Source organism: Pseudooceanicola marinus (genome assembly GCF_020177265.1).
GTDB classification, from domain to species: Bacteria; Pseudomonadota; Alphaproteobacteria; order Rhodobacterales; family Rhodobacteraceae; genus Pseudooceanicola; species Pseudooceanicola marinus_A.
Map to the genome: position 1 here is coordinate 836767 of NZ_JAIVMC010000001.1, position 22394 is coordinate 859160.

Annotated in this window: 25 protein-coding genes; 11 read left to right on the forward strand and 14 right to left on the reverse strand. The window is 65.0% G+C overall.

From position 1 onward, the window contains the following. Window positions 1–4: 4 nt before the first annotated feature. Window positions 5–1447 (reverse strand): LysM peptidoglycan-binding domain-containing protein, encoded by a 1443-nt coding sequence (locus LC066_RS03830; RefSeq protein ID WP_224896604.1) that lies wholly within the window; start codon window positions 1445–1447, stop codon window positions 5–7. A 110-nt stretch (window positions 1448–1557) separates the two neighbouring features. On the opposite strand from LC066_RS03830, the gene LC066_RS03835 reads away from it, so the two are divergent. Further along, a complete protein-coding gene (locus LC066_RS03835) occupies window positions 1558–2115 on the forward strand; it encodes a TIGR00730 family Rossman fold protein (RefSeq protein ID WP_222474766.1) in 558 nt (185 codons plus the stop codon). A gap of 72 nt (window positions 2116–2187) precedes the next feature. Here the strand turns inward: LC066_RS03835 and LC066_RS03840 are convergent, their stop codons facing one another. The 7 genes from LC066_RS03840 to LC066_RS03870 form a co-directional block, all read right to left on the reverse strand. Then, entirely contained in the window at window positions 2188–2658 is a 471-nt protein-coding gene (locus tag LC066_RS03840) for a host attachment family protein (protein ID WP_263624951.1), read from the reverse strand. Then, on the reverse strand, window positions 2658–2888 hold the full coding sequence (locus LC066_RS03845; protein WP_222474768.1) for a hypothetical protein: 231 nt from the start codon (window positions 2886–2888) through the stop codon (window positions 2658–2660). Before LC066_RS03845 ends, LC066_RS03840 begins: the two co-directional genes overlap by 1 nt. Window positions 2889–3089: 201 nt before the next feature. Next, window positions 3090–3689 (reverse strand): superoxide dismutase, encoded by a 600-nt coding sequence (locus LC066_RS03850; RefSeq protein ID WP_222474769.1) that lies wholly within the window; start codon window positions 3687–3689, stop codon window positions 3090–3092. A gap of 208 nt (window positions 3690–3897) precedes the next feature. Next, on the reverse strand, window positions 3898–4488 hold the full coding sequence (locus LC066_RS03855) for a sarcosine oxidase subunit gamma (protein WP_224896605.1): 591 nt from the start codon (window positions 4486–4488) through the stop codon (window positions 3898–3900). Continuing rightward, window positions 4481–7495: a sarcosine oxidase subunit alpha family protein gene (locus LC066_RS03860; RefSeq protein WP_224896606.1), complete on the reverse strand. Its 3015-nt coding sequence runs from the start codon at window positions 7493–7495 to the stop codon at window positions 4481–4483. The genes LC066_RS03855 and LC066_RS03860 overlap by 8 nt, the downstream gene beginning before the upstream one ends. A gap of 40 nt (window positions 7496–7535) precedes the next feature. Then, window positions 7536–7865, reverse strand: coding sequence for a sarcosine oxidase subunit delta (locus LC066_RS03865; RefSeq protein ID WP_222474771.1), 330 nt, complete (start codon window positions 7863–7865; stop codon window positions 7536–7538). A gap of 146 nt (window positions 7866–8011) precedes the next feature. Beyond that, on the reverse strand, window positions 8012–8164 hold the full coding sequence (locus LC066_RS03870; RefSeq protein WP_198431949.1) for a hypothetical protein: 153 nt from the start codon (window positions 8162–8164) through the stop codon (window positions 8012–8014). A 344-nt stretch (window positions 8165–8508) separates the two neighbouring features. On the opposite strand from LC066_RS03870, the gene LC066_RS03875 reads away from it, so the two are divergent. Then, window positions 8509–8913, forward strand: a complete 405-nt coding sequence (locus LC066_RS03875; RefSeq protein WP_222474772.1) for a hypothetical protein — start codon at window positions 8509–8511, stop codon at window positions 8911–8913. Between the two features lie 50 nt (window positions 8914–8963). Here LC066_RS03875 and LC066_RS03880 read toward each other — a convergent pair whose 3' ends face one another. Continuing rightward, the gene (locus LC066_RS03880) at window positions 8964–10211 is read right to left on the reverse strand and encodes a sarcosine oxidase subunit beta family protein (RefSeq protein WP_222474773.1); all 1248 of its coding nucleotides are present in this window, start codon (window positions 10209–10211) and stop codon (window positions 8964–8966) included. A 217-nt stretch (window positions 10212–10428) separates the two neighbouring features. Here LC066_RS03880 and ccmI point away from each other — a divergent pair, with 217 nt between their 5' ends. Genes ccmI through LC066_RS03895 form a run of 3 tightly spaced genes read left to right on the forward strand, consistent with a single transcriptional unit; the run spans window position 10429 to window position 12433 of the window. Further along, on the forward strand, window positions 10429–11670 hold the full coding sequence (gene ccmI / locus LC066_RS03885) for a c-type cytochrome biogenesis protein CcmI (RefSeq protein WP_224896731.1): 1242 nt from the start codon (window positions 10429–10431) through the stop codon (window positions 11668–11670). Next, window positions 11667–12143 carry a Holliday junction resolvase RuvX gene (gene ruvX, locus LC066_RS03890; protein ID WP_224896607.1) on the forward strand — a complete coding sequence of 159 codons (477 nt, stop codon included), beginning with the start codon at window positions 11667–11669 and terminating at the stop codon, window positions 12141–12143. The genes ccmI and ruvX overlap by 4 nt, the downstream gene beginning before the upstream one ends. Further along, window positions 12143–12433 carry a DUF1289 domain-containing protein gene (locus tag LC066_RS03895; protein ID WP_224896608.1) on the forward strand — a complete coding sequence of 97 codons (291 nt, stop codon included), beginning with the start codon at window positions 12143–12145 and terminating at the stop codon, window positions 12431–12433. Before ruvX ends, LC066_RS03895 begins: the two co-directional genes overlap by 1 nt. A gap of 74 nt (window positions 12434–12507) precedes the next feature. Here LC066_RS03895 and LC066_RS03900 read toward each other — a convergent pair whose 3' ends face one another. Continuing rightward, a complete protein-coding gene (locus LC066_RS03900; protein ID WP_224896609.1) occupies window positions 12508–13365 on the reverse strand; it encodes a hypothetical protein in 858 nt (285 codons plus the stop codon). Between the two features lie 415 nt (window positions 13366–13780). Here LC066_RS03900 and LC066_RS03905 point away from each other — a divergent pair, with 415 nt between their 5' ends. Beyond that, window positions 13781–14653: an alpha/beta hydrolase family protein gene (locus LC066_RS03905; protein WP_224896610.1), complete on the forward strand. Its 873-nt coding sequence runs from the start codon at window positions 13781–13783 to the stop codon at window positions 14651–14653. An 80-nt stretch (window positions 14654–14733) separates the two neighbouring features. Here LC066_RS03905 and dusA read toward each other — a convergent pair whose 3' ends face one another. Continuing rightward, a complete protein-coding gene (gene dusA, locus LC066_RS03910; RefSeq protein ID WP_224896611.1) occupies window positions 14734–15735 on the reverse strand; it encodes a tRNA dihydrouridine(20/20a) synthase DusA in 1002 nt (333 codons plus the stop codon). A 264-nt stretch (window positions 15736–15999) separates the two neighbouring features. Here dusA and LC066_RS03915 point away from each other — a divergent pair, with 264 nt between their 5' ends. From LC066_RS03915 to LC066_RS03935, 5 genes are all read left to right on the forward strand, one after another. Further along, window positions 16000–17310, forward strand: coding sequence for a site-specific integrase (locus tag LC066_RS03915; protein ID WP_224896612.1), 1311 nt, complete (start codon window positions 16000–16002; stop codon window positions 17308–17310). A gap of 443 nt (window positions 17311–17753) precedes the next feature. After that, window positions 17754–18029 (forward strand): pyocin activator PrtN family protein, encoded by a 276-nt coding sequence (locus tag LC066_RS03920; RefSeq protein WP_188129772.1) that lies wholly within the window; start codon window positions 17754–17756, stop codon window positions 18027–18029. 113 nt (window positions 18030–18142) lie between these two features. Then, window positions 18143–18754 carry an AAA family ATPase gene (locus tag LC066_RS03925; protein WP_224896613.1) on the forward strand — a complete coding sequence of 204 codons (612 nt, stop codon included), beginning with the start codon at window positions 18143–18145 and terminating at the stop codon, window positions 18752–18754. Next, window positions 18646–19734 (forward strand): hypothetical protein, encoded by a 1089-nt coding sequence (locus tag LC066_RS03930; protein WP_224896614.1) that lies wholly within the window; start codon window positions 18646–18648, stop codon window positions 19732–19734. Before LC066_RS03925 ends, LC066_RS03930 begins: the two co-directional genes overlap by 109 nt. 108 nt (window positions 19735–19842) lie before the next feature. Next, entirely contained in the window at window positions 19843–20385 is a 543-nt protein-coding gene (locus LC066_RS03935; RefSeq protein WP_224896615.1) for a hypothetical protein, read from the forward strand. A gap of 232 nt (window positions 20386–20617) precedes the next feature. On the opposite strand, the gene LC066_RS03940 is transcribed toward LC066_RS03935, so the two are convergent. The 3 genes from LC066_RS03940 to LC066_RS03950 are packed head-to-tail and all read right to left on the reverse strand — an operon-like array spanning window position 20618 to window position 22355. Next, window positions 20618–21391: an ImmA/IrrE family metallo-endopeptidase gene (locus LC066_RS03940; protein ID WP_149758430.1), complete on the reverse strand. Its 774-nt coding sequence runs from the start codon at window positions 21389–21391 to the stop codon at window positions 20618–20620. Then, window positions 21391–21801: a hypothetical protein gene (locus LC066_RS03945; protein ID WP_224896616.1), complete on the reverse strand. Its 411-nt coding sequence runs from the start codon at window positions 21799–21801 to the stop codon at window positions 21391–21393. The genes LC066_RS03940 and LC066_RS03945 overlap by 1 nt, the downstream gene beginning before the upstream one ends. Continuing rightward, window positions 21798–22355, reverse strand: coding sequence for a hypothetical protein (locus LC066_RS03950; RefSeq protein ID WP_149758351.1), 558 nt, complete (start codon window positions 22353–22355; stop codon window positions 21798–21800). Before LC066_RS03950 ends, LC066_RS03945 begins: the two co-directional genes overlap by 4 nt. Between the last annotated feature and the right edge of the window lie 39 nt (window positions 22356–22394).

Here is a 22394-nt window from a genome sequence, read left to right on the forward strand (position 1 = left end):
CGCCTCAGTCGGATTGCGGCACGGTGAAGACCTGGCCCGGGTAGATCAGGTCGGGATCCCGGATCAGGGCGCGGTTGGCCTCGAAGACCCGGACGTAGAGGATCCCGTCGCCGTAATTCTCCCGCGCGATCGCCCAGAGCGTATTGCCTGGCTGCACCGTCACCTGGGTCACCGGGCTGGCCTCAAGCGCCTCGGCCACCGTCTCCGACGCCTCGCGCTTGAAGGGGGTTTCCACGCGGCTCAGGACCGTGCCGGCCTCGTCGACCTCATCCACCCGCAGGCGGTAGATCCCGGTGTCAACGTTGGGCAGTTCGCTGCGCCAGTTGCCATCCTCGGCGATGCGCGAGGAGGTGATGGGCGTATCGTCCAGGTAGATCCGCACGAAGGCGCCGGGCGTTCCGCGCCCCGAGAGGACCACGTCGCCGCCGGCGTTGTAGGAAATGGAATCCAGCGCGACATTGTCCAGAACCTCGGGCGCGCCCGGTTTCTGCAGCACGCGCACGCCGTCGGCATCCGACAACAGCACGGTCGGCGCGGCGGCGGGGGCTGCGGCGGCGCCCTCGGCCAGGGTCCCGGCAGCATCTGCCACAGAGGCCATGGCCTCCCCTGCCCCATCCACGGCGCCCGTGACCACGGCCGCCGCGACATCTCCGGCAGAGGGCGCGGCGCCCCCGGCGGGCGCGGTCTGCGGCGCCTCCGGGCTGGCGGTGCCATCGGTCGCGGTCAGGGCAGCGGGGGTGTCAGGCGTGCCGGACGGGCCGGCGGCCATCGAGCCGCCCTCCGCAACAGGCGCGGCGGCCAGCGCCTCGGGCGTGGCGGAAACTGTCGTCTCTCCGGCCCCGGCGGGCTCCTCGGCCAGGGGCTGTGCCGCGGCCACCTGTGGCCCCGGCTCTGCCGGGCTGGGCGCCAGGATCACCTCGGCGTCGGACAGGATTTCCGCGTCGCCCTCCGGGCTGGTCATGCGCAGGCTCAGCACGCGGGGCAGGTCGGACCGGCCCAGGTCGAGGAAGGTCACGAACTGGCCGTCATTGCCGGCCTCCAGCGTTTCCAAGGCTGTGCCATCGACCAGCACGGCCACCGACCAGAGGGGAGCGGCCACGCCGGCCACCAGCGTCGTGCCGTCGGGATCGACGCGCACCACGTCGAACCGCGGTGGCGCGATCTCGGCCTCGGCATCGTCCTGGGTGGTGGGATCCGGGGTCTCCGCGAGGGCTTCGGCGGTCTCGGCTGGCGGCGTGGACGGCGTTCCGGCCTCGGGCTTGGATGCTGTATCCGACCCCGCCGTTTCGGAGACGGAAGCCTGCTCCGGCGCCGTCACATCGCCTGCGCGCGGACCGGACCCACTGTCCAGGTCGAACCAGCCCTGCCAGATGGCAACGGCGACGGCCACCACGACCACCGCGCCGCCCGTCAGGGCGGAAGTGCCACCATATTTCCCCAACTTCACGTCAAATCCCCCCGAAAATGACCTTTGTTTACCTCTCAGGAAGAGGTTGAGACCATATATCAACACGGACTACACCGGTCAAAAGCACAACACCCGCGGGAGGATCCGGCATGACGAAAGCATCCATCTGTGTCTATTGTGGCTCACGTCCGGGGCTGGAGCCTGCCTATCTGCACCAGGCAGGGCAGCTGGGACGCCGCCTGGCGGAGATGGAGTGGCGCCTGGTCTACGGCGCCGGCGACGTCGGCCTGATGGGCGAAGTGGCCCGCACTGCGCGCGAGAACGGGGCGGATTTGTTCGGCGTGATCCCCCAGCACCTTCTGGGCGTGGAACGCGAACGCAGCGACCTGTCGCGCCTGGTGGTCACCCAGACCATGCACGAGCGCAAGAAGGTCATGTTTATGAATTGCGATGCCGCCGTGGTCATGCCCGGCGGCGCCGGCACGCTGGACGAGTTCTTCGAGGTGCTGACCTGGCGCCAGTTGGGGCTGCACCAGAAACCCATCGTCCTGCTGAACGTCGGCGGCTACTGGTCGCCCCTGATCGCCATGCTGGAACAAATGGCCGCCCAGGGGTTCGCCGATCCGGCGATGCTGCACTCGGTCCGGGTGGTCGAGGACGCCGATGGCGCCATCGACAGCCTGGCGCGTCACTTCGATCAGGTCTGACACCCCCTTAACGACGCAGAACGCCGCCGGGCGCGTCAGCGCGCCGGCGGCGTAAAGTCGTGAGAGCGGAGGTCAGGCCTCGGCCAGATCGGCCTTCACCTGGTCTTCGATCTCATCCACAGGATGGTTGGTCAGGGTCTTCGGCACCTCGCCGATGACCTTCTTTGCCACCTCCTGGTGGATCTTCTTGCGCAGCTCGCCAAGCACCTTGGGCGGTGCCACCAGGACGATCTTGCCGAAGTCACCGCGATGCGCCCGCTTGTAGAGCATCTCGGCCAGTTCATCGGCAAAGCGCTCCTTGGCCAGCTCATGCCAGTCGGTGTCATCCACCGCGGACCGCTGGCCGACGCCGGTGTCGTGCATCCGGCCCGGACGGTTGGCGGACTGGTCGTAGTCGCTGGGGTTTTCCTGTTCCTTCTTGCGCACCACTTCGAGGAAGGGATCCTCGCCGTCGGTCACGTTGCGCAGGAACAGGGCCTTTTCGCCATCGGCCACCAGGACCCAGGCGTCATGGGGAAGTTCGCTCACCTCGGCTGTGGTCATCACACCTTCTCCTTGTCGCCGCTGCCATCCTGATCCTGGGCCAGGGGACGGGTTGCGCCGGTGGCATTGCCGCTGACGCGCTTTTCCTCGTCCCGGGTGCCGACCTTGCGCTGGATCTCGCCGCCCTTGCGACCCTGGGCCTCGGGGGCCTCTTCCATCTCTTCCGGGGCGACGCCCAGAACCTCTTCGGTGTCGCGGCTCATATCCTTGGATCTTGCACGCTCTGCCATGATGTCCTCCTTCGGTAGTCCGCCCGTCGACCGGGCGGGTTCACGAGAAAAACGCATGAGATTAGAAGAGGTTCCTTGCCGCAACGCGGCAAGCTCAGGCCCGCCGGCGCAGAGGTCCGAAACGCAAGACGCCCCCGCACCGTTTCCGGCCGGGGGCGTCTGAAAGGGCGGGCCGCGCAGGGCCCGCGCCGCGTCACGCGATTACATGCGCGAGGCGACGTTTTCCCAGTTCACCAGCTTGTCGAGGAAGTTCGACAGGTAGGCGGGGCGCTTGTTGCGGAAGTCGATGTAGTAGGAGTGTTCCCACACGTCGCAGCCCAGCAGGGCGGTCTGGCCGAAGCACAGCGGGTTCACGCCGTTCTCGGTCTTGGTGACCTTCAGCGAACCGTCGGTGTCCTTTACCAGCCAGCACCAGCCGGAGCCGAACTGGCCCGCGCCTGCGGCGGAGAAATCTTCCTTGAACTTGTCGACCGAACCGAAGCTCTCGACGATGGCCTTCTCCAGCTCGCCGGGCATGCCGGTCTGTTCCGGGCCCATCATTTCCCAGAACTGGTTGTGGTTCCAGAACTGCGAGGCGTTGTTGAAGATGCCATTCTGGGCGACGGCATTGGCGTCGTAGGTGCCCTTGATGATCTCTTCGACGGACTTGCCTTCCCACTCGGTGCCGGCAATGGCCTTGTTGCCGTTGTCGACATAGGCCTTGTGGTGGATGTCGTGGTGGTACTCCAGCGTCTCCTTGGACATGCCGAGCGATTCAAGCGCGTCGTGGGCATAGGGAAGATCGGGAAGTTCAAAAGCCATGGGAGGGCCCCCTTTCCTGGAATTGGTTTAACTTCTGCGCCTAGATGTTATCCGAAGGGGCGGAACGTCAAGGGATTATCCCGGTGCTTTCGCGCACATCGGCCTGTTTGGAAACATGGGCGGCGCCGAATAACCCTTTGAGAGCACGAAAAAAGGGGCGGTCGCGCCGCCCCTTCGAAATTCCATGCGCCCGCGAACGGCACGAAAATCAGCCGAAAAGACCGACCTCGCTGCCGGGCCGCGCCGCGTCGCGCAGCAGGGTGAAGACGTAATCGGCCACCGAGCGGAAGCAGACCACCTCGATCCGGCCGGGCGCCGGCATCCAAATCGCCGCCGAGACCTGCCCGATGCGCGACCGGCGGAAGCTGCCCGCCGGGAAGGCCGCGGGCGACAGGTCCACCGGGGCCAGTTTTGCCGCCACCTCACGCACCAGCCCATCGGGGCCCGAAAGCGAGAAGAGCGCGCGCGCCTGGCTGACATCGGTGTAGTTCAACGCCGGGTCGGTCAGCGTCGCATCGAGCTGGCCAAGCGCCTTGGCGTGTTCGTCCCAGGGGGTCATCACCAGCAGCTCGTCCGGCGACATCCAGGCGATGCAGTGCTCGCCGTTCAGCGCCACCTGCCCCTGCCCCGGCATGTCGACCGCCGCCAGCCCCGTGGCGGCGTTCTTCAACGCCTTGGCCGACAGGTCGCCGCGCAGGGTGAACATGGCGCGCAGGGGTTCCTCCGCCACGCGGACGTAGCCGTCGAAGGCCGCGCCGCCAAGCGCCAGAACCGGCGTGGGTCCCGAAAGATCAGACATTCTGCTTCTCCCCGTCCTTGTCGTAGAACACCGGCTCGACGACCTTGGCCGCCACCGGGGTGGTGCCCAGGCGCGTGACCTCGACGGTCTCTCCGGCGCGGCTCATGCCGCCCTTCAGCAACGCCATGGCGATGCCCTTCTTCAGCGTCGGCGAATAGTAGGTGGAGGTGATCCGCCCCTGCATGTTGCGCTGACCCTTGTCGTTGTCGCCCGCGTCCAGGATGTAGGCGCCGTCCTCCAGCACCGCGCCATCAGCGACCTCCAGCCCGACGAGCTTCCAGCGGTCGGGGTTCAGCGCCAGATGCTGCCGCTGCTGGCCCCGCTTGCCGATGAAGTCGTCCTTCTTCTTCGAGATCGCCCAGTCGAGGTTCAGGTCCTGCGGGATCACCGTCCCGTCGGTTTCATCCCCGATCATGATGAAGCCCTTCTCGGCGCGCAGGATGTGCAGCGCCTCGGTGCCATAGGGCGCCACGCCAAAGCCGTGGCCGGCCTCATAGAGGGCCTCCCACAGGGCGCGGGCCTGACCGGCGGGCACGGAGATCTCGTAGCTGAGCTCGCCAGAGAAGCTGATCCGGTAGATCCGGCAGGGGATGCCGCCCACGACCCGGTCGGCCCAGGCCATGAAGGGCAGCTCTTCCTTGGAGATCTCGGGCGTGCCCAGCACCTCCAGCAGTTGCCGCGCCATCGGGCCGACCACGGCGATCTGGCCGTATTGCTCGGTCACGTTGGCCACATGCACCTGCAGGTCCCACCATTCGGTCTGCAGCCATTCCTCCATGTGGGCATGGATGGTGTCGGCGCCGCCGGTGGTGGTGTGGCACAGGAAGGTGTTCTCGTCGATCCGGGCGACCACGCCGTCGTCGATCAGGAACCCGTTCTCGTTGCACATCAGCCCGTAACGGCAGCGGCCCGGTTTCAGGTTGGACATCATGTTGGTGTAGAGCAGATCCAGGAACTTGCCCGCATCCGGCCCCTTCACCACCAGCTTGCCCAGGGTCGAGGCGTCCAGCAGCCCGACCTTTTCGCGCACCGTCAGCACCTCGCGGTTCACCGCGTCGTGGGTGCTTTCACCCGCTTTGGGGAAGCAGAAGGGACGGCGCCAGTGGCCGACCGGCTCCCACTGCACGCCATGGCTTTCGTGCCAGTCGTGGATCGGGGTGCGGCGCAGCGGCTGGAAGGTCTCGCCCCGGCCCTGCCCGGCCAGCGCGCCCATCGAGACGGGCGTGTAAGGCGGACGGAAGGTGGTGGTGCCGACCTGCGGGATCGCCTCCCCCAGGCTGGCCGAGAGGATCGCCAGGCCGTTGATGTTGCTAAGTTTCCCCTGGTCGGTCGCCATGCCCAGCGTGGTATAGCGCTTCGCATGTTCGACGCTTTCATAGCCCTCCTGGGCGGCCAGCTGGATGTCGGAGACCTTCACGTCGTTCTGGTAGTCGAGCCAGGTTTTGGAGCGTTTGTCATAGCTCGCGCCCGCGGGCATCAGCCAGACGGCGGCCAGCGGGATCTCGGACAGTTCGTCCACCTGCCAGCTTTGCGCCACCGGCGCCTCGAAGCCCGCGGCCTCGGCAGCCGCCAGACCGGCGCGCCCGGCATCGGCGATCACCTCCGACAGCAGCAGCGCCCCGTTGGAGCTGCCGGCGCAGAGCACGAAGCCCTTGCCATCAGCGCCCGTGGGGGCCTTGTCGGGATCGGGGCGGAACATGGCGTTCGTCTCGTCCCAGGTCAGCTTGCCCCCGCAGTGGGACCACAGGTGCACGATCGGCGACCAGCCGCCCGACATGGCGACCACGTCACAGGCCACCGTCTCGATGGTGGACCCGCTGCCGTTCTGGGCGCAGACCTCGACCCCGGTGACGCGCTTGGAGCCCAGCACCTTGGCCACGGCCTTGCCGGCCTCGACACGTATGCCCGCGGCGCGGGCCTGTTCCGCCAGGGCACCGCCGCCGGCGGCACGGGCGTCCAGGATCACCGGCACTTCCAGCCCTTCGGCCTTCATCGCCAGGGCGGTGCGATAGGCGTCGTCGTTGTTGGTGACCACGACCACCCGGTCGCCCGGAGCCACGCCGTAGTTCACCGCGTAGTCGCGCACGGCCGAGGCCAGCATGACGCCGGGGACGTCGTTGCCCGCGAAGGACAGCGGCCGTTCGATGGCGCCGCCTGCGACCACGATCTGCGAGGCGCGGATGCGCCACAGCCGGTGACGGGGGCCCGACTTGTCGCTGAGGTGGTCCGTCAGGCGTTCATAGCCCAGGACGTAACCGTGGTCATAGACACCGGCCCCCATGCAGCGCAGACGCAGGGTGACATTGGGCATCGCCTCCAGCTCCGCGACCAGGTTGGCCACGTGGGTTTCGGCCTCTTCGCCGGCGATCTTGCCGCCGTCGACGGGCGCCCGCCCGCCCCAATGCGCGGTCTGTTCCAGCAGCAGGACCTTGGCCCCGGCCCGACCCGCTTCCAGCGCGGCGGTCAGGCCTGCGACGCCGCCACCGACCACCAGCACGTCCGCGAAGGCATAAAGGTGTTCGTAGCTGTCCGCGTCCTTGTCCTTCGGCGCCTTGCCCAGGCCCGCGGCCTGGCGCACGATCGGCTCATAGACCTTTTCCCAGAAGCTGCGCGGCCAGAGGAAGGTCTTGTAGTAGAAGCCCGCGGGGAAGAAGCGCGACATCTTCGCGTTGATCGCCCCCACGTCGAATTCGAGGCTAGGCCAGTGGTTCTGGCTTTCGGCCTGCAACCCGTCGAACAGCTCCTGCATGGTGGCGCGCTGGTTCGGTTCGAACCGGCCACCCGTGCCGATGCCCATCAGGGCATTGGGCTCTTCCGAGCCCGAGGCCACGACACCGCGCGGCCGGTGATACTTGAAGCTGCGCCCCATCATCACCTGGTCGTTGGCCAGCAGGGCCGAGGCGAGCGTATCGCCTTCATAGCCCTTCAGGCGCTTGCCATTGAAGGTGAACTCGCGCATCGCGCCGCGGTCGATCAGGCGACCGCCCTGTGCAAGCCTGCTGCTCATCGCGCCCCTGCTCCTTTGCTCGTCGAAATTCCGGTCCGGCTCATGCCAGTTCGCGCCACTTGAAACCCGGGCGCTTGGCCCGGATGGTTTCCAACAGCTCTTCGGGCGGCCGGTGCGTGGCGGCCGCATAGGTGCCGAAGACTTCCAGCGTGGCGCTGTCGCGGGCGGCGTGGAACCACTTGCCGCAGCCGTGGACATGGCGCCAGCGTTCGAAATGCACGCCCTTGGGGTTCACCCGCTCGAACATGTAGTTCTCGAAGGCGGCATCATCGGCGCCGGGACCTTCGCGGGTGATATGGGCCTCGCCACCGCAGTGGAACTCGGTCTCTTCGCCCCGCTGGCCGCAACAGGGACATTCAAGCAGCAGCATCGCAGCCTCCAGTTTTCAGATCCGGGGCGGGCAGCCCCGGGGTCGCGCAGACAAAAAGGCCGGGCGCATGATGCGGCCGGCCTGCGGTCAGGCAGCCGGACGCGGGGCGCGTCCAGCCACGGTTCATGTCACCTGCAACGGGGGTCTCAGCCGCCGTCAGGCAGGTCGATCTGGATTTCGGGTTCGTCAGCCGCGGGGACTTCGCCACCAGTCGAGATGTACCAGACGACGCCCGCCAGCACGACGACGACGGCGCCCAGGATGAAGGCGAGGCCGCTTTTACCGGATTTCTCTGCCATGGGATGTCCTTTCTTCTTCTGTTTATCGAAGAAGGAACGCCCCATGCGGCCCGGCGGTTCCCGACGCCGGCGAAGGGTGCCCCGAAGACAAACCCGAGAGAAAAAACGACCGATCCGCGACAATCTGCCCGGTGGTGGTCCGGATCGCACGCCGCCGCACCACGCGACGCCCCCGCGGAAGCCACGGAACCGCAACGGCATTCCCGGCGTTCTGCCACAGAATCGGGCGCATCCCCGGTCCCCCACCATTCAGAGCGTGATGGCGTTAACGCAGCCACAAGACCTTGTGCTAGGCTGGTCGGACAACGCCGCGAACGTTCAACCTGCGACGGAGACAGAGCAGCATGACCGAGACGATCGACTTCCCGCTCGACCCGACCGGCGGGGCAGCCCTCGCGGCCCCGGCGCGTGTCGGTTTCACCCTTCTCGACCAGATCGAGGATCTGCCCGACAGCCCCGGCCTCTACGTCCTGATGGGACGTGACCCGCTGGGCGGCCTGCGCCCGCTGGGGTTCGGCCATGCCGAGCGCCTGAACCGTCTGCCCCTGGGCGCGGATTTCGCCCTGGCCCTTCAGGACGGTCTGCATTGCGTCGGCATCGCCCCCCTGCCCGCGGGCGTGAACGGCCCCGAGCTGGCCTGCACCCTGGGCGAGACCATGGGCGCGCCGATCAACACCCGCCATGCCGCGCTGCGCGCGATCGAGGCGGCCCGGCTGACCGCCAGCCCCGCGCCGGTCGCCGCCGAATAGGCGACCGGACAGGGCCGTGAAGGGAGAAAGACGACGCTGCATCGGGGGCCTCAGTGCGCCACGCCTGCGGCGACGCTTTCGTCGATGAAACGGCCTTCGCGGAAGCGTTCCATGCCAAAGCCCTTGGCTAGCGGCCCGGGGGTGCCCTTGGCCATCATGTCGGCCATGGCCCAGCCGGAACCGGGGATCGCCTTGAAGCCGCCGGTACCCCAGCCACAGTTGATGAAGCAGTTGCCAAGCGGCGTGGGCGAGATGATAGGCGAACGGTCGCCGGTCATGTCCACGATGCCGCCCCACTGGCGCAGCATCTTCAGACGCGACACCATCGGGAAGGTTTCGATCAGCGCGCGGATGGTTTCCTCGATATGGTGGAACGACCCGCGCTGCGTGTAGTTCAGGAAGCCGTCGGTGCCGCCGCCGATCACCATCTCGCCCTTGTCGGACTGGCTCATGTAGCCGTGCACGGTATTGGCCATCACGACCACGTCCATGCAGGGCTTGATCGGCTCGCTGACCAGGGCCTGCAGCGCCATCGACTCGACCGGCAGACGGAAGCCCGCCATCTCGGCCAGCACGCCCGAGTGGCCCGCCACCACGATGCCCAGCTTGTCACAGCCGATGGCGCCCTTGGTGGTCTCCACGCCCGTAACCTTGCCCCCTTCGGAGGTGACACCGGTCACTTCGCATTTCTGGATGATGTCCATGCCCATGTCGGAACAGGCCCGGGCATAGCCCCAGGCGACGGCATCGTGGCGCGCCGTGCCGCCCCGGGCCTGCCACAGGGCACCCAGCACCGGGTAACGCGGCCCGTCGATGTTCATGATCGGGCAGAGTTCCTTGACGCGCTTGGCATCGACATACTCGGTCTCCACGCCCTGATAGGCATTGGCCTGGGCAGTGCGTTTCCAGCCGCGCACCTCATGCTCGGTCTGGGCCAGCATCAGCACGCCACGGGGGCTGAACATCACGTTGTAATTCAGGTCCTGGCTGAGGGTCTCGTAAAGCGAGCGGGCCTTCTCGAAAAGCGCCGCGCTGTCGTCTTCGAGGTAGTTGGAGCGGATGATGGTGGTGTTGCGGCCGGTGTTGCCGCCGCCCAGCCAGCCCTTCTCGATCACCGCGACATTGGTGATGCCGAAGTTCTTGCCGAGGTAATAGGCCGTGGCCAGCCCGTGGCCACCGGCGCCGACGATGATGACGTCGTATTTCTTCTTCGGCACCGGAGAGGTCCAGGCGCGTTCCCAGCCGGTGTGATAACGGGCGGCTTCGCGGGCAATGGCAAAGGCGGAATAGCGTCTCATCGGCCTCTCGCAACTTTCATCTAAGGTGAATCGCAGGTCAGCACCCCTGGGGGTACCTTGGCCAGACCCTAGAGCCTTCCGCAGGAGAACCCCGCCATAATCCGCCACAATACGCCACGCTTGCGACATGGGCGCACAACGGGTCGGAAAGGGACTTTTGTGCCGCAGCCGGCCACGATAGACCGGGGCGACACGCGCCGCATCACAGGTGAAACCGATGCTTTTCTGGACCATTGCCACCCTGATCTCCCTCGCCGTCGCCGCGCTTCTGGCGCGCCGGATGTTCGCGGGTGGCCCCGAGGGAGAACCGGCCGAGGCCTATGACGTTGGCATCTACCGCGACCAACTGGCCGAGGTGGACCGCGACCTAGCCCGCGGCGCCCTGCCCGCCGAAGAGGCCGACCGGGTCCGGACCGAGGTGTCGCGCCGCCTGCTGGCCGCCGATGCGGCCGCCCGCGCCTCCGGCCGCGCCGGGACCAGCGGCCAGGGGCCGCGCCTGGCCGCCGCTGGCCTTGCGCTGGCAGTGACCCTTGGGGCGCTCTGGCTCTATTACGACCTGGGCGCGCCGGGCTACGGCGACATGCCGCGTGCGGGCCGCATCGCCGACGCCCAGGAGATGCTGCGCGATCTGCCCGCCCAGGCGGAGCTGGAGGCGAATGCCACGCCCCTCGACATGGAGCCCGCGCAACCCTCCGAGGAGTTCGTCCAGCTGATGGAGCAGCTGCGCAGTGCCGTGGCCGAGCGCCCCGACGATCCACGTGGTCAGCGTCTTCTGGCGCGCAACGAGGCCGCCCTGGGCAACTTCGCCGCCGCCGCCCGCGCCCAGGCGGAACTGTTGCGCCTGTCGGGCCCCTCGGCCAGCGGCCAGGACTATGCCGACTACGCCGACATGCTGATCCTCGCCGCCGGCGGCCAGATCTCCGCCGAGGCCGGCACCGCCCTGCAGCAAGCGCTGCGGCTGGATCCGCGCAACGGCACCGCCAGCTACTATTCCGGCCTGATGATGGCGCGCACGGGGCGGCCCGACATCGCCTTCCGCCTCTGGGATCGTCTGCTGAGCAGTTCGCCCGCCGATGCGCCCTGGGTGCCGCTGATCCGCGCCCAGATGCCCCGCGTCGCCAGCCTGGCAGGCGAGGACGACTATCGCCTCCCCCCCGCCGCCGCGCCCCTGGCGCCGCTGGCCGGCCCGTCCCAGGAAGACATCGACAACGCCGCCGAACTGTCCGACGAAGGTCGGCAGGAAATGGTGCGCGGCATGGTCGGGCGCCTCAGCGAGCGGCTGGCCAACGAGGGCGGTTCGGCCCAGGAATGGGCGCGGCTGATTTCCTCCCTCGGCGTGCTGGGCGAAACCGCCCAGGCCACCGAAATCTACGCGGAGGCGCAGCAGGTCTTCGCCGCCGACCCCGAGGCGTTGCAGATCCTGGCGATGGCAGCCCGCAGCGCAGGAGCAGCTGAATGATCTACGAGGATATCGCGGAGTTTGCCGAGGCCCTGCCGCAGATGCAGGCCCTGGCCGGGCTGGACCTGGGCGACAAGACCATCGGCGTCGCCGTCTCCGACAGCTTCCTGTCGGTGGCCACGCCGCTGGAGACGATCCGGCGCAAGAAGTTCGGCGTCGATGCCGAGGCGCTGCTGGCGATCATCGCCAAGCGCGGCATCGGCGGGCTGGTCCTGGGCCTGCCGCGCAACATGGACGGCACCGAGGGGCCACGTTGCCAGTCGACCCGCGCCTTCGCGCGCAACCTGACCCGGCTGACCGAGCTGCCGATCAGCTTCTGGGACGAACGCCTGTCCACCGTGGCCGCCGAACGCGCCCTGCTGGAGGCCGATACCTCGCGCCGCCGCCGGGCCGAGGTGATCGACCACGTCGCCGCTTCCTACATCCTGCAAGGGGCGCTGGACCGGCTGCGCCACCTGAAGGCGAACGGCTGATGGCGGGCGGCGCCGACGATCCCCGGGGCCGCAACGTCTGGCGGCGCGAGGCGGTGTCGTCGCCCTGCGTGAACATCTGCGTGATGCACCCCGAGGCCCGGCTCTGCACCGGCTGCCTGCGAACGGGGGAGGAGATTGCCGCCTGGTCGCGGCTGACGGAGGAAGAGCGCCTGGCGATCATGGCCAAGCTTCCGGCGCGTGGGCCCCTGGTGTCCTCGCGCCGCGGCGGACGGCAGGGACGTCTGGGCCGTGGTGCAAGCCGAGGCAAGCCGGATCAGGGCGAGACCTGACCTCCGACAGCACAACGACCGCGCGGGATCCGCACGGTCGTTGATTAAACTGCCTTGAAATCCGATCCCGCCTGTCAGGCCGCAGCGGTGTCCTGCGTGTTTTCCTGGACGAGTTCCACATGGGCCGCGGTCACCTGCCCTTCGCCGCCCTCGACGATGGCCACGACCTTGCCGCCCAGGGTGATCAGCGCGGCCCCCGGGTGGCGATCATCACTGGTGATGCCGACACGACCATTGCCGGCGTCCTCGGGGCGATATTCCAGCACGATCTGGTCACGCTCGGGATCGAAGTCGCGGATCACCGGCGCGTTCAGCGGCGCCCGCGCCGCGGCTTCGGTGGGGGGCTCCGGCGTGGCCTCCGGCTCCGGGTCCTCCGGCAACAGATCATCCTGCGCGCCGGCGACCGGCGCACCGTCTTCCTCACCCGTCTCCATCTCCGCAACCAACGTGCCGAGGGAGGAGGCCCAGGCCTCTTCCAGCGGCGCCTCGTAGCCGTCATCCGTCAGGTCCGGTTCGGCCGCCAGTACCGCGTCGACCTCGCCGTCGGTCACATCATTATCCCAGCCCTGCTGATGCACGACATCCTCGATCCGCGCGCCAGTCCGGTCGGGGTCCGCCGGCACCTCTTCCTGCGCGGCCTCCGCCTCATCGCCGGTCTCATCATCCTGCTCCAGCGTGGCAGACAGGCGCGCGGCCAGGGCCTCGGCTTCATCCAGCGCCTGCTGATCTTCCTCGCTGCGGTTCCAGAACCGCATGCTGTCGCGCAGGCGTCGGCCCACGTCGTGACCGAAGATGCCCACGGGCTCTGCCTGATCCTCCGCATCCTGCACCGCCGAGCGTCGGGCGATGGACGTGCTTTCGCGGTCCCCCTGATAGGAGGTGAAGGCCACACCGATGGCGGCCAGGGCGACAACCGAAATGAGCTCCAACATGGTTTGATCCCTTTGCTGGCACCATAGAAGCAGGGGAATATGGCCACCCTAGGGCCGCAGGCATAGAATCCGCCGAAAGGAAACGATTTTGCCTTTTCAAATTAATTGTCGCCACAGCCGTCTATAATCTATGACAATCGCGCGCCGAACAGCGCTCATCTGCTATCTCTTGCGACGCCCAGGGGGCAGCGCCGCAGCATGTAGGGAGGGCGTATAGGGGCAAAAATGGCAAAAATGCGCCCTGTTGCACGCCTTTTCCCCGGCTGCGCGGGAACCGGCCACTTCGCCTGCGCGACAGGCATCGGGGGCTTTTGGCGGCCCCGCCAGCGCCCGGCGGGCTTGCCCCGTCTCGACCCGTCCCTAGGGTGAAAGCGTCCCGGCCCTGCCGGCCCTTGCCCCCGAACGGAGACCTGTCATGATCCGCCCCCTCGCCCTGTCCTACGCTGCCCTGCTCGGGCTCGCCCAGCCCGGTCTCGCCATGGAACGCACCCTGACCCTGCCTGCCCCGGTGCAGGACATCGCCGCCACGCTGGAGACGCCCGAGGAGACCACGGGCAGCCTGCCCGCCGTGCTGATGCTGCACGGGTTCACCGGCACCCGGGACGAGCTGGCCATTCCCGGCACCGACGAGGGCGTCTTTGCGCGCAGCGCCCGCCTGATGGCCGAGGCGGGCCTTGCCAGCCTGCGCATCGATTTTCGCGGCTCGGGCGATAGCGTGGGCGCCATGAGCTATGCCGACACCACCTTCGAGAGACAGATCGAGGATGCGCAGACCGCGCTGACCTGGCTGCGGCAGGAGGGGTTCGCGCCCATCTACCTCCTGGGCTGGAGCCAGGGCGGCCTGGTCGCCACCGGCGCCGCCGGGCGCAGCGAAGGAGTCGCCGCCGTCGCGCTGTGGAACGCGGTGGCCGATCCGCTGCCGACCTACACCGGCCTGCTGGGCCAGACCATGTTCAACACCGCCTTGGCCGCCGAAGACCCCGACGCGCCGGTCACCACCGCTCTCCCCTGGGGGGCCGAGGTGGCCCTGAAACCGGCCTTCTTCGAGGGGGTCCGAAGCTACGACCCGCTGGCGGAAATCGCGGCCTACCCCGGCCCGCTGCTGGTCGCACAGGGCAGCCAGGATACGCTGGTCACCCCGGCCTCCGCCGACCGGCTGCTGGAGGCCCACGACGGGCCGGAGGCGAAGTACACCGACGAGATGGACCACAGTTTCAACATCTTTACGGAGACCGAGGCACTGGACGCCTTGATCGCCCGCACCATCGCCTTCTTCGCGGAAAACTGAGGAAGCGCGCGGCGGCCTGAGAGCCGCCCGCGCCCCCTGTGCAGTTGCGCCCACTCAGGCCTGCGCGCCGTCCGGCCGCCCTATGCCTGCGCGCCTTCTGGCGCGACCATCGCCATGGCCGCCTCGACCACTTCCGGGCCTGCCCCCGCGCGGTGGCCGTGTTCCGACAGGTGCCGCCGCCAGGCACGGGCCCCGGGGCGCCCCTGGAAGAGACCCAGCATGTGCCGTGTCACCTGCGCCAGCTTGCCCCCGGCCGCGACGTGGCATTCGATGTAGGGCAGCATGGCGCGCACCGCCGCCTCGGGGGTCAGGGGCGGCCGATCGTCGCCATAGATACGACGGTCGGCCTCGCACAGGATATTGGCCGGCTCATGATAGGCCGCCCGGCCGATCATCACCCCGTCCAGCCCTTGGGCCAGCAGATCCTCGGCCTGCGCCAGCGTGCCGATGCCGCCATTGATCGAGACATGCAGATCGGGGAAAGCCGCGCGCATGCGCAGCACCAGGTCATAGTCCAGCGGCGGGATGTCCCGGTTTTCCTTCGGGCTGAGGCCCTGAAGCCAGGCCTTGCGCGCATGGATCGTCACCCGGCGCACGCCGGCGGCGCGGATCTTTTCCAGGAAGTCGGGCAACACCGCCTCCGGGTCCTGATCATCCACGCCGATGCGGCATTTCACCGTCACCTCGGCGGGCTGGGCCTCGGCCATGGCGGCAACGCAATCAGCCACCAGTTCGGGGTGCTGCATCAGCACCGCGCCGAAGGTGCCGGACTGCACCCGATCCGATGGGCAGCCGCAATTCAGGTTGATCTCGTCATAGCCCGCCTCGGCCCCCAGCTTCGCCGCCTGCGCCAGTTCCTCCGGCTCCGACCCGCCCAGTTGCAGCGCCACGGGGTGTTCCTCCGGGTTGAACTCCAGCAGGTGCAGCGCCCCGCCGCGCACCAGCGCGGGGGCGGTCACCATCTCGGTATAAAGCAGGGTCCGCGCCGACAGCAGCCGGTGCAGGTAGCGGCAATGACGGTCCGTCCAATCCATCATGGGTGCCACGGCAAGCCTTGACGCATATTTTGCATTTATTTTCATATACTTAACCGCCACCTGCGCAGGCGGCCACCTAACGAGATTTCTCGTGATTCCCGGGGATTTTCTCCGGTTTCCGTGGGTTTTCCAAGACAGCTTGCTACCGAGTAGCAACATCCATCCCGTCAATCATGTCCGAGCCAGAGCTCCGCCAGGGTCAGGCGAACCACCTGATTCTGGCTGCGCCTCGACTTACCCCATTCGGAGGGTTTCCGGCCAGATCGAAGTGACACCACGTTCTCGACGATCAACAAGAAAGGGACGGTCATGTCTCACACGACCCAAGTTAGCTCCAAGAATCTACTCCAGCAAATCTCGCGTGACCGCGCAGCGGGTTCTCCATTTGCCTTCCGCGCAGAACTGCCCGCCCAGCCGCGACCTACCGAAAGCTCCGGGACCAGCCAGAACGTCTCTTCGCGAAAGCCGAAACAGACCAAGCGGACGCAAGTTTCGACCAAAGCGGATAACTTGCCCACAGTAGAAGACTGTTCGGACGAACCCTTCATTTCGGCACGCGCTCCGAAAGACGGCCTCCCGAGATACTGCGTGCAAATCCGTCGCAGGACCGACAGTGGTCCAATCAATATAAGCAAGACGTTCACCAGCCTCAAGGACGCCAAGAAGTGGCGAGATGACACGTTGGCCCAGATACAACTGGGTTTACTTGCTCCCAAGCAAGAAGAAGGCTCAAAAACGGCACCGCGTGTCTGCGATCTAATTCAAAAAAGGAAAGACAAGGGGCGGAGCGTCGAGAAGACCGCAACCCAAAATCTCGAATTTTGGATCAATCACCCACGCTGTCAGGAGCCAGCGTCTACCATAGACCTGAAGTGGTTCCAAAACGCGGCAGAGGACCTGCTCAAGTTGGAAATGATGCCGCAAACCGCGGCGACCTACATGACAATGCTTGCTTCATCTTTGAAGTGGGCAGCTGAACGCGACGAGGATGTTCCATACGATGTCGTCGTTCGCGCCATGAAAGTATTGTGGCACGATGAAATCTTGGCACGGTCCGAGGAGCGTGAACGGCGCCCCACTCTCGATGAGCTCGACCTGATCTTTGACGCAGTGCTTGCGAACAAAAGGCAAAAGATACCTATTATCACGATAAGTGTGTTCGCCATCTTCTCCTGTCGCCGCCTCAGTGAAATCTGTCGTCTTCGCTGGAGTGACCTAAACGTGACTGATCGAAAGATTCTGGTCCGGGAGATGAAGCACCCCCGCAAAAAGAAAACTAACGACGTTTGGGTGAAACTTACCCCTCAGGCCATGAAAATCATTCTTTCCATGCCCAGGACGTCAGAGTTTATTTTCCCATACAATCCGCGTTCAGTGGGCACCGCTTTTCGACGCCACCGACAGCGCGTCAAGATTGACGATCTGCGTTTTCACGATCTTCGGCACGAAGGTATCAGCCGCCTGTTCGAGAAGGGAAAGCGTGACCATTTCGTGATGAAGACCTCAGGGCATCAGTCTCGAAGCTGCTTGGATCGGTATGTGAACGTCGAAAAGAAGGGTGATAAATTCAAGAATTGGCACTGGCTGGACTGGGTTCTGGAATACTGGGCCAGCATCTGATCACCTGCCGAATCCGTGACTTCGGCGCGTTTTCTGGCGACAGGGCCACATCTGGGTCGTGACTCAGGTCTGTTGGGGAATTCCTTGGCGGCGTGCTCTGACCAACTGGAGGTTCGGCGCCTAAGGCAAGGAGAACAAGTGTAATGGGCTAAGGCAGGGTTTCCCGATCGTCAATCTTCCTCGACTGGATCTGGCAAGACGCGAACAGCCCAGAGCAGCATCGGCACGGTCTTGGCAATCTCCGTCATGGCGTGATCTGCCTGGTGGTCGCCGTCTCCAGTTGGGTGGGGTGTTGCATCACGCCGAAATGACGCCACTCTCGATCTCCGACCACCGTCGCGACACGACCACGCTCGTCATGCATCGCAGACTTCCGCAAAGGAACTTTTCCGCGTCCTGCAGTTCGATCTCAATTCCTACGCAGCAACCATGCGGAGGTAATGATGACAACACTTGATATGCTCCTGGCCCACTTCGGCGGCACACCCTTAATTCCTCTTGAGGTGGCGGCTCAATACTGGGGCTATGAGGCAGACACATTGGCCAGGAAAGTCGACAGTGGGGAAGTCCGAGTACCCTACTTTCGGCTCGACGAACGTCAAAAGGCAGCTCGTCTCATGATGCTTACAGACATTGCCACTATCATCGAGGAGCGCCATCGTGCAGCGCGCGCCAACTTTGAAAAAAAATGGCAAGACGATGGTGAAGAAGACGGCTGACATGCTATGCGAATAGAGGAGGCTGAAGCGAACAAATGACAGGTCGTAAGCTCTCAATTCGATCCCCAACCGAGAGGTCACTCAAGGGACCTTCGAGTGTCAATTCCGGCGCGGTGGCAGGGCAGATCGCCTATCTCTCCCAAGCCGAGGAAGATGACGCCGACTACGTGGTGATCGACACGCCGCCCCATGCCGGCGGCACGATCGACGCGGCGATCCGTGCAGCGGACCTGGTGGTCATTCCCATTCGTCCGGGCCCCTTTGACATCAACGCGGCCGCGGGCATGGTCGAGATCATGAAGCAGACCGGCCGGCCGGGGATCTTCGTCCTGAGTCAGGTGGCTTCCGTCGGGCCCGAGGGCGACGACACTGCGGCGGTGCTGCAGGAGCTCTATCCGGACGTGCCGGTAGCCAAGGCGCGGCTCGGCCAGAGAAAGGCGTTCATGCAGGCGCTGATTTCGGGCCAGGCGATCACGGAATTCGACCGGCCGAGCTCAAAGGCCGTGGGGGGAGATCAAGGCGCTGTTCCGGGAGGTGCGGAGCAGGCTGTGACCGCGATTTGCGGCACCACGAGGAGACCTCACCTTCGATGTGCAGGCAGAGCAAGGACGATCAAGTGTCGGAAGAACCGCAGACATCCACGCCGACAGACCTCTCGGCCTCAGCCAGGAACTACGCTCGCGAGGAAGATGCTCGCGCCATCGGATCGAACGTCCTCGGGCTGATCAATATCTTCGGTCAGCACATAAACCTCGAGACCCTGGATGGCGTGACACTGGCCTACGACTATGGGGAAGCCCTGAGAGAACTGGATCGCGGAGTCGAGACATCCTCTGAGCTGTCGTTCAGCAAGGAGTGGGGCATCGGCATCGCGATGACCCCGGCGGTTCTTCGTGAGGGCGTTCTGAAATCGCACATCCTGTTCAATGCGGCCTTCTTGGAAGGCCTCATGGAGGAGCCCGACAGCGAGGCCTGCCAGGAGGCAGTTCACACCATCGCCCACGAATGTGCGCATGTCGAAATCAACGCCATCAAGGATCGGCAATTTCCAGGCATGATCCTCCGTTACAGGGCGGAAACCTGGTATGAAGCGCTCCGCCTGGAGGTCATCGAGGCCTCGTGGGATGAGTATGCCGCCTGCCGTATCTCTGCAGGCTTCGGTAAAGACCCGTCCGAGAACTATCAGAGCGTCTTCCTGAACATCCTTGGCGAAGCGGGACCGAATGTGCGGGAGGCGATCCTGAAGTGTCGGCACGATGCCGATTACGACGCGCTCATGATCGAAGCGCAGCGGAACACCGGTAACCTCGTAAAATATGCCTCCTACGTGCTGGGCACCGCCGATGGACTCGGTCAGGACATTGAAGCCGACCTTCGAGAGATATCGGAGGCCCTCGAGGGGCACTGGTTCTCTCCGTTCTTCCAGCGTCTGCGCGACGCTCATCGCGTTCTCTGGGAGCGCTACGGGCAGTGGGAAAGCCTGACGGAGTTCGAGACGATCGCTGATATCTGGCTCGAAATGCTCGCAGACCGCGGCGTGGAGGTCACCCCGCAGGAGGACGGCAGGATGTATGTGAACATCCCCTTCCGGGCGGATACCAGCTCCTTTCAAGCCATGATGTGGGGGATCCGGCAGGCGACCAAGGGGAGCCAGAGTTGGCAGATGCCAACCGATCAGGATTACAAGGATTCCGATCCGTCCTGAGCAAGCCCTCGGCATGACAGGAGCCCGCAGATTTCACGACGGCCGTTGCCTCTTCCTATTTGAACTGGGTAGAACGCCCGTCTTTTCTCTTCTTACCGATCGCGCTGAATGACAAATCCGCCACCGCCACAGAGCATTTACTGGGACCCTTTCTTCGTCGCTGGCCAGGAAATTGCCCTGGCGCATCTCGATCCGTTCGAGTTCTTCTGCCCTACGCCGGACGGCAACAACCGGCGTGTGCGGGTAGTCTACAAATCGCACGTTTTCACCAGGGCGCATGTCGAGGGAGACCATCCGGACGAGATGTGTTTCGATCAACGGATCTTCTGCCCGGACCGCTACGCCGATAGTCACAACCTTCAGCCGATCCTGGCGGGGCTGCCAGGGGCTCGGGTGTTCCAGACCTGGGAGAAGCGTAACTACGTTTTTCTCGCGGTCGAGACACCGCAGAGAGACGACCGGTATCACCTGTTCTTCGAGGTCAAGAAGATCAACAGGAAGCGCGACAAGCACATCGAACTCCGCGTCGAGAGCGCTTATCGCAGGGAGGATTCGCCCTACGCCCCGCCCAACAGGCCGAATGCCGTCCGGTTCGCCATGCTGATCCAGAACGTGTTCATGGGACGACCGCTGGTCTTCGCCACCCGTTGAGACGTCTCAAAGAGGGTGCCTGAAAAGTTAGAGGGCTGCCCGAAGGCAGCCCTGGGATCCGACTTACCACTTGCCATCCGCTCGCGCGAAAACCGTAAAGGTGGGTGGGCGCTGTTTCAGCCGGTCTGTCGCCCTGTCATCCACATATAGGGTGAAAGCAAAGAAATCAACAAAGAACCGCGCTGTGACAGTCTGCGCAACGTCCCCTCCTCCGAGTTGGCAGCTGCCAACATCAGTCCGCAAGCATGCGCTCGTCCTGCACGACCAGCAGCGTCAGGACCACATCGTCATAGATGCGCACAGTCTGTTCCTTGATCGGTATCTCGTCCGCCCATGGCTTGTCGAACCAGGCATCCGCTCCGCTCGCGCGCAGCATTCTGTCTTCTGGCCCTCCTCCGAACAGAACGTCGAACGCGAGACTGTCTTTGTCCAAGTGGTCCATGGGGAACCATCGCTGGTCCACCTTCGGCGAGCGCGTGAACCACTTTCGCCCCTTCGGCGTATGACAGACGAGAAAGCTTGGCAGCGTGTTGCGCTCAACCAGCCGGATCGCCGCGGCCGTCAGGCTCATGTCGAAGTCCTCGGCCATCGCCCTGATGGTTCCCATGTCGAACCGGTTGTTGTAGCCACGGAGGCTCTCACGGATCAGGAACTCGGGCATCAAGAGTTGCGCGGCAAAGCGGTCGGCAGCACGCTCTGGAAGTTTCCCGATCGTGCTGCCTGTCTCGATATCGTCAGACTGGCACATCAGGGTCTGACCCCGATGGCATTGCCAATGGCCGATCTCGTGTGCCAGCGAGAAACGCCTCCGACGAGGGTTTCCATCCGGCTTCAGGGAGATCTTCGCACGGTTCCCCGCACCAATAATCCGGGCCTCGCACCCGTGCAGGTGGCGGTATTGAACGCGCGCGTTCTGCGTCCAGGCGATGGCCTCCAAGTCGATCTGCTCGGGGCGCGAGATCCCAAATTCCCTTAGCAACTCCTCTGGATCACGGATGGTGCGCATCACTCATCGTCATCCCAATCGTCACCCGTGAGCTCCTGCAGGTCCTCAAGGACCCCCTCCAGATCGCCGTCATGCTCCTTCTCGAAGTTTCGGGCGGCCATCGTCAGGTCAGGGTTGCCGGCAACGATCGCTGCGATCTGCGCGCGAAGCTCGTCCTGGGATTTTTGCTGCTCTTTCCGCTTCTGGCGTTCATTATGCAGGTCGACCGCCTTGCGAGCGCCCTGCAGGCGCCGCTGGCCACCCTCTGCGAGGGCAGATGCGAAGAGATCGTCCATTTCCTTGTCGAACGCGTTGATATCGACGCCCTCTTCCCGAAGCTCCGCCTCGATCTCGGCGTCGCTCATGGCAAAGACATCCTCCACCATCTCGTCTTCGAGACGGGTCAATCCGGGGTCCTTCTTTTTCGTCATCGGTTATCACCTTGGGCCCGGTAGTTCTCGATTTTTCGATTCATTCTTCTTCGGACCGTTTCATATGAGGTCTTGCTTCCGAAGAGCTCGACCAGCTCTTCCGGCGTGCTGTTGTTGAGCAGACCTTCTACGAGAAGTTGCACTTCCCAATCGTCACCGCACAGTTCGATGGCCTTCGCGTGTTGCTCCTCACGGAACTCGCGGGCCTCGAGCGCGGCTTCGGTCGATGGTTCTTCATCCCGCCATTCTTCTCGTATCGAGAGCTCTTCGCGTTTGTCGGCGGCGACCTTTCTCCGCTTCGCGGCATTGGACGTGATGCTCTGCATCACCTTGTCCAGATGGCGCACGATATCGACGGAACGGTTCCATCGTCTCCTCCCCATTGCTGTGCTTGCGATGGCTTCATGCAGCAACCCCTCAGGGTCTCCCGCAAACCAGGCGCGCCTTTTGGCTACTGCCGCGAGCCTTCGCTTCTGTTCGGCTGACAGGTTTCGAATTGCCTCGGTGGCGTCTTCGGGGGTGTAGAACTTGTCTACGTCTTTGTCGTCTTTCATGAGCCGCTCGATTGCCTGTCACTCGTATATGCTCCCGAG